The organism is Xanthomonas arboricola pv. populi, from assembly GCF_002939945.1.
In the GTDB taxonomy this organism is placed as follows: domain Bacteria; phylum Pseudomonadota; class Gammaproteobacteria; order Xanthomonadales; family Xanthomonadaceae; genus Xanthomonas; species Xanthomonas arboricola_A.
Map to the genome: position 1 here is coordinate 165,007 of NZ_MDEB01000003.1, position 11,716 is coordinate 176,722.

Genomic DNA, 11,716 nt, shown 5'->3' on the forward strand with positions numbered 1-11,716 from the left:
CCCGCCACGTCATACAGATCGAGGTCGAACCATGAGTACCGCCCCGGACGCCCGCAAGACCAACAAGCTCGGCAGCGTCAGCACCAGCTTCTGGCTTGGTTTGCTGGTGTTGTCGATGATCGTGTTCGGCGCCAATACCGGCGTCGCCACCTGGCAGGGCAGTCGCCTCGCCGGTGCCGGCACCGGCGCGGCCGATCTGCAGGTGCTGTCGCAGCAGCTGGCCAACCAGGGCCGCGAAGCGGTCTCCGGCGACCCCAAGGCGTTCGCCGCGTTCAAGGAGACCAAGGGCCGCATCGACAGCACCGTCAGCGAACTGGATGGCCGCTACGGCCAGGAAGGCTCGGTCGCCAGTGCGATGGCCCAGCTCAAGGCGACCTGGGTGCCGCTGAGCAAGAACGCCGATCAGGTCATCGCCAGCGAACCGGCGGTGCTCGGTCTGGCCGGCAACGCCGAACGCTTCTCCGGCAGCGTGCCGCAGCTGCAGGCGCAGTTGAACGAAGTGGTGCGCGCGATGACGGTCAGCGGCGCGCCCGCGTCGCAGGTCTACAACACGCTGCAGCAGGTCGTGGTCGCCGGCACCATGGCGCGCCGGGTGACCGAAATGCGCGCCGGCGGCGCCAGTGCCGCCGCCTCCGGCGATGCGCTGGCGCGCGACTCGGTGGTGTTCACGCAGATGCTCGAAGGCCTGCGCGCAGGCAACGAGGAACTCGGGATCGTCGCAGTGCGCAACCCGGCCGCGCTGTCGGCGCTGGAGCAGTCGCAGGCGCAGTGGGCGACGATGAAGAAGGACGTCGACGCCATCCTGACCAGCTCGCGCAACCTGTTCGCCGCGCAGTCCTCGGCCGCCGCGCTGACCGCCGGCTCGAACAGGATGCTGGACGACAGCAAGAAGCTGTTCGATGCGTTCTCGGCGTTCGGCTCGGTGCGCGACACGCGCCTGTTTCCGAACTTCTGGCTGGGCGTGGTGTCCGGCCTGCTGGCGCTGCTGGCCATTATTGGTTTCGTCTGGAGTTGGGTGCGGGTGCGCTCGCGCGAACAGGACGTGCGTTACCAGGCGCAGGTGGAATTCAACAGCCGCAACCAGCAGGCGATCATGCGGCTGCTGGACGAAATCAGCTCGCTCGGTGAGGGCGACCTGACCGTCAAGGCCTCGGTGACCGAGGACATGACCGGCGCGATTGCAGACGCCATCAACTACGCCGTGGACGAATTGCGTCACCTGGTGACCACCATCAACGACACCTCGGCCAAGGTCGCCGTGTCGACCCAGGAAACCCAGGCCACGGCGATGCAGCTGGCCGACGCGGCCGGCCAGCAGGCCAACCAGATCACCACCGCCTCCGAGCGCATCAGCGAAATCGCCGCCAGCATCGAACAGGTGTCGCGCAACTCCACCGAGTCGGCCGAAGTGGCGCAGCGCTCGGTGGTGATCGCCGCCGAAGGTGCCGGCGTGGTGCGCGAGACGATCCAGGGCATGGACCAGATCCGCGACCAGATCCAGGAAACCTCCAAGCGCATCAAGCGTCTGGGCGAATCCTCGCAGGAGATCGGCTCGATCGTGGAACTGATCAACGACATTTCCGAGCAGACCAACATCCTGGCGCTCAACGCCGCGGTGCAGGCGGCCTCGGCGGGCGAGGCCGGTCGCGGCTTTGCGGTGGTGGCCGACGAAGTGCAGCGCCTGGCCGAACGCACCTCCGGTGCGACCCGCCGTATCGAGGGCCTGGTGCAGACCATTCAGGCCGATACCAACGAGGCGGTCAGCTCGATGGAGCAGACCACCTCCGAAGTGGTGTCCGGTGCACGCCTGGCCGAAGACGCCGGTACCGCGCTGACCGAAATCGAGCGCGTGTCCAACGCCTTGAACAACCTGATCAAGAACATCTCCATCGCCGCGCACCAGCAGTCGGCCGCAGCGACGGATATCACACACACCATGGGCGTGATCCGTCAGATCACCAGCCAGACATCGCAGGGTGCGGAGCAGACGGCCGAGTCGATCGGCAACCTGGCTCAGCTCGCTGCCGATCTGCGGCGTTCGGTCGCCGACTTCAAGCTGCCGGCGTGAGCACGACGCGGAACGGGAAAGGATCAGCAGATGGCGCGTAGTCGCGTTACGTCGATGCAGGAACAGACCGGTGGCCGCCTTGGCGGTACGCCGGCCGTAGGCAGGGGGCTGCAATGAGTGCGCTTCGCGATGCGATGAGTCACGCCGCGCTGGGCTGGGTCAAGCCGGAGCTGGACGAGACGTTGCGCCAGGCGCGCAACGAGATCGAGTACTTTGCCGAAGAACCGTCCGACACCAGCCGGATGCGCTTCTGCGCCGGCTATCTGCACCAGGTGCAGGGCACCTTGCGCATGGTCGAGTTGTACGCCCCGGCGATGGTGGCCGAAGAGCTCGAGCTGCTGGCCCAGGCCGTGCAGGTCGGCGAGGTGGCCGACCGCGACGAAGCCTGCGCCATGCTGATGCGCGGCACCGTGCTGCTGCCCGATTACCTGGAGCGCCTGCAGAACGGTCACCGCGACATTCCGATCGTGCTGCTGCCGCTGCTCAATGAAATCCGTGCCACGCGTGGTCAGCTCGGTCTGAACGAAAGCGTGCTGTTCGCGTTCGATCCGCAGGCCGGCGTCGCCACCGAGGCCGAACTGGATCATGCCCGCGGCAGTCTGAGCGGGCGCAATCGCGAATTGCTCGACACCGTCGGCAACGCGGTCAAGGAAGAATTGCTGCGCGTGAAGGATGCGCTTGACCTGCACCTGCGCACCGGCGGCGAGATCGCCGAACTGCAGACCCAGGTCAAGGATCTCGGTAGCGTTGCCGACACCCTGGGCATGATGGGACTGGGCGTGGCGCGCAATGTGGTCGTGCAGCAGCGCGATGCGCTGGCGCGCGTGGTCGACGGCCAGGTGCAGATGGACGAAGGCGTGCTGCTGGATATCGCCGGCGCGCTGCTCTATGTCGATGCCTCGCTGGATGACCAGGTCGCCAGCCTCGGCGCCGATGTCGGCGACGGCAATGAAGCCAGCAACAGCGCCACTTCTTCGGAAGTGCGGCGCACCGTGGACGTGCTGGCGCAGGAGGCGATCGCCAATTTCGGTGCGGCGCGCGAGCATTTCGTCGCCTTCATCGAGACCAACTGGGATCATGCCCGTCTGACCGATGTGCCGCATCTGCTCGGCGAAGTCGGCGGTGGCCTGCGCATCCTCGAACTGCCGCAGGCGGCCGATTATCTGGAAGGCGTGCGCCGCTACGTCGATCTGGAATTGATCGGCAAGCAGCGCGTGCCCAGCGGTCGCCAGCTGGACACCCTGGCCGATGCGATGGCGAGCCTGGAGTACTACCTGGAAGCCCTGCGCGAGCGCCGTCCCGGCCGCGAGGAGATTCTGGAGATCACCCGCAACAGCCTGGAAACGCTGCGCTACTGGCCGCTGCCCTCGGGCCAGCCGTCCGACCTGCCGGTCGGTGCCGACCAGCCGGGCAGCGTGGCCGAGCCGCAGCCGCTCGCCGCATCGCTCGCACAGCAAGCCGGTGCTCCGGCGCTGGCGGCCAACGACGCTGCACCGACGCCGTCGCTTGAGTGGGCCAACGAAACCGTGGTCGAGGTGCCGTTTGCCGCCAGCGTGGTGCACGACACCGGCGCTGCCGCCACCGATACGGTGTTCTCGTTCGACCCGGTCGCCGCCGAGGAAACCGTCTCCGGCCAGGCGCATGTGCCGTTGACGGTTGCACCGCTGGACCTGTCCGACGATGGCGCGCAGGCGCCCGGCGACTGGCAGCTGGAAACCACCGAGCAGACCGCACCGATCGCCACCTCCGTATTCGACCCGGTGTCGGCCGAGCAGGACGGCAGCGTGTCGGCCGATGCCACGCAGGTCAGCTACACCGTGGACCTGAGTGCGCTGGAGCAGGACGACAGCGCCACGCCGGCGGTTGCCGACCAAGCGCCGCTGCAGATCGAGCAGATCGAGCTGCCCGGCGACGCCGACCAGACCGGGGCACCGCTGGACTTCATCGCGCAGGCTCAAACCGGCCGCGCGCAGACCAGCATGGACGATGCGTTCTCGCCGCCATCGCTGCCGCCCGTCGCGCCAAAGGAGCTGGACGACCCGTTCGTCGAATCCGTACCCGAACCGCAGCCAGCCCCGGCCGACGAAGGCTCCGAGCACGGCACGCCACGCGTGCAGCAGGCCGTGGTCAGCGAGTTCGAACTGGACGCCGCATCGACGGCGTTCCTGGCCCAGCTCGACGCGGCCGCCGCGCAGTTCGACGTGCAGCATCTGCAGGCAGCGCAGACGACCGCTGCCGACGCCCAGGCTGCGAAGGCAGCGCCCGAGCCTGCAGGGAGCGAACCGGCCCAGGCCGATGCCGATGCCGGCATCTTCGGCGGCTTTGGCGACAGCGATATCGACGACGATATCCGCGACGTGTTCCTGGAGGAATTCGACGAAGAACTGGTCAACCTGGGCCAGCTGCTGTCGGTATGGCGTGCCGCACCGCACAGCCAGGACAACCTGCGCCCGATCCGCCGCGTCTTCCACACCTTGAAGGGCAGCGGCCGCCTGGTCGGCGCGCAGGTGCTCGGCGAGTTCAGCTGGAAGATCGAGAGCATGCTCAATCGCGTGCTCGACAATTCGCGGCCGGCCAGCCCGGCGGTGGTGGCGATGGTCGAACTGGCCTACGAAGTGCTGCCGCAGTGCAACGCCGCATTGCGCGGCCAGGGCCGCATCAGCGCCGATCTGCAGGACATCCAGGCAGTTGCCGAGCGTGTGGCCGCGGGCGAAGAGGCCTATTACGTGGCCGCGCCGGCGATGCCGGTGGCTGCGGAGGTCGCCTTCGTTCCGGCAGTGGCAGGCGTGTTCGCTGCGAGCGGCGGCACCCCGGCCTCGGTGGACAGCGTGCTGCGCGAGATCCTGGAAGCCGAAGTCGCCACCCATCTGGACACCGTCAACGCATGGCTGCAGGCCAGCCAGGCCGAGCCGCAGTTGGCGAGCGAAGCATTGCTGCGCGCCGTGCACACCATGAGTGGCGCGTTTGCGATGACCGACGTGCCGGAAATCACCCTGGTGACCACCCCGGCCGAAAGCTACGTCAAGCGTCTGCTCGCCGCATCGCTGACTCCATCGCAGGAAGGCATCGACGCCATCGCCGCAACGGCAGCGGCAATCGCCACCACCGTGACCGCCTTGCGCGCCGATGCGCCGTTGATTCCGTCGTTTGCGCCGTTGACCGAGCGCCTGCGCGCGTTGGTGGAGACGCTGCCGGAAGCGCAGTGGCCACCGCAGGCACTCCTGGACGAACTGGAGGAACTGGAGGCGCCGGGCGAAACGGCCATCAGCAGCGAGTCGGCGGTCGAGCTGACCGGTGCGCAGGATCTGTCGCAGTATCTGGACGCCAGCGCCCTGCCGTCGGATGCGACCGATCCCCGTGCGCCCGTGCATGTCGCCGATGACGCGGCGCAGGATGCCGATGCGCCCGCCGACGCAGCGATCGCGGTGGACGAGCTGGCCGAGGCCGAGGCCGAAGACACCTCGGCGCTTGCGCTGGAAGCACCGGCACCGCACGAACAGGCGCAGGCGGCTGACGTTGCTGCGCTGGAGCAGGAGCAGGGTGTCGAATCGGTCGATACCGCGCAGGTAACGGCCGGGGATGCACGCGCATCCGATGCGGGAACGGAGCAGGTCGCCGAGGCGTTGCACGGCGGTACTAGCCAGCACCAGCAACAGCGCCAGCACGCAGACGAAGCCGAGTCGCTTGGCGTCGATGCGCACGACACGCCGGCCGATGAGCCGGTGGTCGACGCCGATGCCTGGGATGCGACCGGGTTGCAGCAGGCCGGCAGCGTCGATGCTGCATCGCATGATCAAGCAGGCGACGTAACGGAAGCTGGCGAGCACGTGGCAGTGGACGAGTTGTCCGACGCCGAAGCCGTGTTGGGCGACGCGCAGACGCTCGCCGCGCCCGAAGCCGGGCATGTTGATGCCGAACGTGCAGACGCCGAGCAGCCGTCGTTGGGCGAGCGGTCGTCTTCCGAACAGCACGCCCTGTCGGGCGAGCAGGCGCAGCCGCAGGAATCTGCGTACGCGCCTGCGCAATCGGAAGCGCCCGTCGATTCGAGCGAGCAGGAGCGCCCGGACGCACACGCACACGCGCATGCCAACGAAGCCCGATACGTTGCGGAGGCAGACCACGCTGCAGAAGCGGAGCACGCTGTAGCGGCAGAACAGGCCGCAGATGCAGAGCACGCGGCGGAAGCCCAGCAGGCTGCCGAAGCGCTACCCGAGCAGACCATCGAGTCGGTGCAGGCCTTCGAGATGGCGCAGGTCGCCGATCGGGTCGAAGAGACCGGCGATCCGCAGTCGGACATCGCGCCGGAGCTGCAGTCGGACGTCGTCGCGGACGCCGAGGCGGATACCCATGCCGATGCCGAGGTCCACGCGCAGCATCCAGACGCAGACGCAGACGCAGACGCGACGCTCGAGGCTACCAACGCAACGGATCCTCTCGGGCATCCGGAGCAAGTCGAACACACCGAACAAGTCGGACACACCGACCAAGTCGAGCAAGTCGAACAAGCCGAATCCGCAAGCGAACACGAAGGCGCTGCAGCCGTGCCCTTCAGCGCGCCGGTGGAAGACGCCGCATCAGCCGATATCGCCGCCAACGCTGTGGGCGCAGCCTTCGATACCGGCCCGCTCAACTTCGACCAGCTCGATGGCGAACTGGTCGACATCTTCGTCGAGGAAGGCCGCGATCTGCTCGACCATTGCGATGGTCTGCTCGCCCGCATGCGCGAAGTGCCGGAAGACCGCGAGGTCCTCAACGGACTGCAGCGCGATCTGCACACGCTCAAGGGCGGCGCGCGCATGGCCGGCATCAATGCCATCGGCGATCTCGGCCATGCGATCGAATCGCTGCTCGAAGCGGTGGCGGCCAACCGTACCGACATCGACCGCGACGACGTGCGCCTGTTCGAGCGCGGCTTCGACCGTCTGCACCAGCTGTTGACCCGCACCGGCATGCACCGCGCCGTGGCGATGCCGACCGACCTGGTGGACGCCTTCGAGACCCGTACCCGTGGCCGCAATGCCGCCGCGCCCAGCGACGCCGATGCGCGTGCGATCGCCAAGGCATCGGTGGAGCCGGCACCGCTGTCGGCGCCGGTGCCGGTCGAGGGCCAGAGCGAAGAAGACTTCCTGCCGCGCGTGCAGCAGGAGCAGGTGCGCGTGCGCGCCGACCTGCTCGACCGCCTGGTCAACCACGCCGGCGAAGTGGCGATCTACCGCTCGCGGCTGGAGCAGCAGTTGGGCGCGTTCCGCGGCGCCATGGGCGAACTGGATCGCACCAACGCCCGTCTGCGCGACCAGTTGCGGCGTCTGGATCTGGAAACCGAAGCGCAGATCGTGGCGCGTTATCAGCGCGAGCAGGACCAGGGCGATCGCACCTTCGACCCGCTGGAACTGGACCGCTTCTCCACCCTGCAGCAGCTCAGCCGCGCGCTGAACGAATCGGCCGCCGACCTGGGCGGTCTGCAAGGGGTGCTGGAAGATCTCTCGCGTCAATACGACGGCCTGCTGCAACAGCAGTCGCGCGTCAGCTCCGAGCTGCAGGACGGTTTGATGCGCGCGCGCATGGTGCCGTTCGACGGCCTGGTGCCGCGTCTGCGCCGCGTGGTCCGCCAGGCCGCCAGCGACACCGGCAAGCAGGTGCATCTGCTGCTGGAAGGCACCCAGGGCGAGCTGGATCGCAACGTGCTCGATCGCATGGTCGCGCCGCTGGAACACATGCTGCGCAACTCGGTGGCGCATGGTCTGGAAACGCCGGAGCAACGGCGCGACGCAGGCAAGCCGGAAGAGGGCAGCATCGCGATCCGTCTGCGCCGCGAAGGCTCGGAAATCGTGCTGGAAGTGGCCGACGACGGCGCCGGGCTGGACCGCGAGGCGATCCGTCGCCGCGGCGAGCAGCGCGGCCTGATCGAACCCGGCCAGGAGCTCAGCGAGGCCGAACTCGATGGGCTGATCTTCGCCTCCGGCTTCAGTACCTCCGAGCAGGTCAGCCAGCTGGCCGGCCGTGGCGTGGGCATGGATGTGGTGCGCAACGAAGTGCGTCAGCTCGGCGGCTCGGTGGACATCCACTCGGTGCGCGGCCAGGGCGTGACCTTCACCCTGCGCCTGCCGCAGACGCTGGCGGTCACCCAGGCGGTGTTCGTGCGTATCGGCGACACCACCTTCGCGGTGCCGGTGGGGTCGGTCAGCGGTATCGGCCGCATCTCGCGCAGCCGTTACGAGTCCGGGCAGGGCGGCTACCACTACGCTGGCGAAGAGTACGTCCTGCACGATCTCGGCTCGCTGGTCGGCCAGGCCGCCGCGCGTGCCGATGGTCAGGCGCAGGTGCCGTTGCTGCTGGTGCGCGCGGGCGATCTGCGCGCGGCGGTGGCGATCGACCAGGTGCTGGGCAACCGCGAAATCGTGGTCAAGCCGGTGGGCCTGCAGATCGCCTCGGTGCCGGGCATCTACGGCGCCACCATCACCGGCGATGGCCGTGTGGTGGTGATCCTGGACGTGGCCCCGCTGGTGCGTCGCTATCTCAGCCAGCCGGCGCGTCCGGCGCTGGAAACACCGGCCGAATCGCAGCGCCAGGTGCCGTTGGTGATGGTGGTGGACGATTCGCTGACCATGCGCAAGGTCACCAGCCGCGTGCTGGAACGCCACAATCTGGATGTCACCACCGCACGCGATGGTGTCGAGGCATTGGAACTGCTGCAGGAGCGCGTGCCCGACCTGATGCTGCTGGACATCGAAATGCCGCGCATGGACGGCTACGAGCTGGCGACCGCGATGCATGCCGACCCGCGCTTCAAGGCGGTGCCGATCGTGATGATCACCTCACGCAGCGGCGAGAAGCATCGCCAGCGCGCCTTCGAGATCGGCGTGCAGCGTTATCTGGGCAAGCCTTACCAAGAGTTGGATCTGATGCGAAACGTGTATGACCTGCTGGGGATCGCCCGTGTCCGAGAATAATGGCCCAATGGGAACTCCGGTCGCCCTGCTGGGCCGTCCCGGGCAGGCGCGCGAGCGTCTGCGTGAAGCGCTCGGCCTGGCCGGTGCGCACGTGGTGCTGGAAGACGAGCCGGCGGCGGTGGACGTGCAGATGCTGCGCGATGCCGAACCGGTGGCGGTGCTGGTCGCGCTGGAGCCGTCGATCGAAGATGCGCTCGAGGCGCTGGAGCCGGCCTTCAACATGCCCGGCGTCACGGTGATTTTCGACGAGGCCGAGCTGACCGTGCGCCGCGAGGGTTGGGAAGCGCAGCGCTGGGTGCGCCATCTGGCCGCCAAGCTGCATGGCCACGCCGACGTATTGCCGCCGGGCACCGAGAGCGAGCCGTCGCTGCATCCCGAGCCGGGGCTGGAACTGGCGCCGCGGCAGCATTCGGATCTGCAGCTGGACCAACACCTGCAGGCAGCCGCGCACGCCTTCGACAGCGTGCCCGGCGATGCCTTGTTCGCGCGTGGCGCGGGCACGTCCGAGGCCGCAGCGGCGGTCGACAAACCGGCCCTGACGCTGGGCGATTCCAGCACCTGGGGCCTGGTCGACGAGGTCGCGGTGGTGGTGCGCCCGCGCGCCGAATTGAACATGGACGCGTTGTCGACCGGCGGGCTGTCGCTGGTGGAGCTGGACCAGGCCGGTGACATCACCGGTGCGGTGCTGGTGCTGGCCGGTATCGGCGGCCCGGATGCGATCCGCCGCCTGCTGTCCGCGCTGCCGCCGGAGTTTCCGCGCGCCGTGCTGGTGCGCATGACCCTGGACGGCGGCCAGTACGGCAACCTGGTGCGGCAGATGGGACGCGTATCGGCGTTGCCGGTCGAACTGGGCGAAGCCGGCCAGGTGATTGCATCGGGCAAGGTCTACGTGTTGTCCGACGACATCGGTGTGCAGCAACATGCCGGCGCGCTGGCGTTTGTCGCGCAGGCCGATCCGGCCGGGCTGGTGGCCGCGTTGCCGCCGGCCGACAGCGCGGTGCTGATGCTCAGCGGCGCCAACGAGGCGCTGGTCGAGTCAGCGCTGGCGCTGGCCGAGCAGGGCGGCTGGCTGGCGGGTCAATCCGCCGACGGCTGCTACGACCCGGCCGCGGCGGCGCGTCTGGCACGCCAGGGCATTCTGACCGGCGACCCTGCGCAGTTGGCGCAGGCGTTGGCACAGCGCTGGCCGGCGTAAGCCGGGCGCTTCCTCTCAAGATCGGAACAGGTGCGATGAGCTACGCCAACAATGACGAAATCCGCGGCGTCCTGATCCAGGCCGGCACCGAGCGCGTGCTGCTGCCCAACGCCACGGTGGCCGAGGTGATGTCGCGGGTGGCGGTCGAGCCGATGGCCGATATGCCGCGCTGGGTAGTCGGGCGCATCGACTGGTACGGCTGGAAGGTGCCGCTGCTGTCGTTCGCGCGCTTGAGCGGCATGGGCGATGAGCCGACCGCAGTCAACAACAAGGTGATCGTGTTAAAAGCGCTGGGCGGCAATCCGGGGCTGCCGTATTTCGCCTTGCTCACCGCCTCGTTCCCGCAGCTGATCTCGGTGCCGCGCGACGGCCTGCTGGCCGACGCCTCCGAAGACGCGTTGCCCGATGGCGTGCACATGCGCGTGCTGCTGGGCGAGCAGAGCGCATTGCTGCCGAATCTGGATACGATCGAAGCGCAGGTCGCGCAGGCGCTTGGGGCGATTGCCGCGTAAAGCGCCATTGCTGGACGACGACGCTGCCCACTTGCGGGCAGTGTCGGGATGAGGATCGGGATGGGGGCTGTAACGGCCGGTCGGGCGCCGGCCTTGCTGCGTGCAGTCGCTGCCGGCATGGCAGATGCCTGAGCCTCTTGCTGGCTTTCGGCGACCATTTGCGGGGGCGTGATCTGTATGCGGCAGCCTGATCCACACAACACGCATGACGCGCGCAAGGCGCGACCGCGGCCGTCATGAGTCTTCCCGTCTTCGCCCCCGTCCAGCATGCCGAGGGTGTACTGCTGTGCGATCTGGCCATCGTCGATCCGGCCGCGATGGCCGACTACCACCGCCGTAATCGCGCGCATCTGGCCGCTGCGATGCCGCTGCGGCCGCCGGCGTTCTACACCACCGACGGCTGGCGCCGGCTGAGCATCGCCTACCGCACTGCAGTGCCGGGCGAGCGCGAGTTGCAACTGGTGTTGCTGCGCGATGCGCAGGCGATCGGCACGGTCGGCTTCACCCAGATCCAGCGCGGTGCCTTCCAGGGCTGTCATCTGGGTTACGGCCTGGATGCGCAGCAGCAGGGACGCGGTTTGATCCAGTGGGCGGCCACGCAGGGCATCGCGTTTGCGTTCGGCCCGCTTGGCCTGCACCGGGTGATGGCGCAATACGTCCCCGACAATCTGCGCAGTGCGCGCGTCCTGCAGCGGCTGGGCTTTCAGATCGAAGGCTATGCGCGCCGTTACCTGCAATTGAACGGCGTCTGGCGCGACCATGTGTTGACCAGCAAATTGCGCGCCGACGCCGACGCCTGTGCCGGGTGAGTCTTTCCGCCCCTCATGGTGGGGGCGGCCCGGCTGTAGCGCGCACACAGCGGGCCCGACGCAGCGGCGGTTGTGCGCGGATCCGCAGCCGACAGCGCCGCAAGGCGGTTTATCCGCGCGCAGCGCTGCCGCATGATGGAAGGCTGTGGCCGCGCAGTGCGGCTGCCTGTCTTCTTCCTGCA

At 68.3% G+C, this 11,716-nt stretch carries 5 protein-coding genes; all 5 read left to right on the plus strand.

The annotated features are described in order from the left end of the window. Positions 1 to 31: 31 nt before the first annotated feature. The 5 genes from XaplCFBP3123_RS10150 to XaplCFBP3123_RS10170 all read left to right on the plus strand — a co-directional run bounded on the left by XaplCFBP3123_RS10150 (position 32) and on the right by XaplCFBP3123_RS10170 (position 11,534). Positions 32 to 2,068: a methyl-accepting chemotaxis protein gene (locus XaplCFBP3123_RS10150; protein WP_104533936.1), complete on the plus strand. Its 2,037-nt coding sequence runs from the start codon at positions 32 to 34 to the stop codon at positions 2,066 to 2,068. A 113-nt stretch (positions 2,069 to 2,181) separates the two neighbouring features. Further along, entirely contained in the window at positions 2,182 to 9,018 is a 6,837-nt protein-coding gene (locus tag XaplCFBP3123_RS10155; protein ID WP_104533937.1) for an Hpt domain-containing protein, read from the plus strand. A 7-nt stretch (positions 9,019 to 9,025) separates the two neighbouring features. Then, the gene (locus tag XaplCFBP3123_RS10160; protein ID WP_104533938.1) at positions 9,026 to 10,213 is read left to right on the plus strand and encodes a chemotaxis protein CheB; all 1,188 of its coding nucleotides are present in this window, start codon (positions 9,026 to 9,028) and stop codon (positions 10,211 to 10,213) included. 35 nt (positions 10,214 to 10,248) lie between these two features. Then, the gene (locus tag XaplCFBP3123_RS10165) at positions 10,249 to 10,725 is read left to right on the plus strand and encodes a chemotaxis protein CheW (protein ID WP_104533939.1); all 477 of its coding nucleotides are present in this window, start codon (positions 10,249 to 10,251) and stop codon (positions 10,723 to 10,725) included. Between the two features lie 236 nt (positions 10,726 to 10,961). Then, positions 10,962 to 11,534, plus strand: coding sequence for a GNAT family N-acetyltransferase (locus XaplCFBP3123_RS10170; protein ID WP_104533940.1), 573 nt, complete (start codon positions 10,962 to 10,964; stop codon positions 11,532 to 11,534). The last annotated feature ends 182 nt before the right edge of the window (positions 11,535 to 11,716 follow it).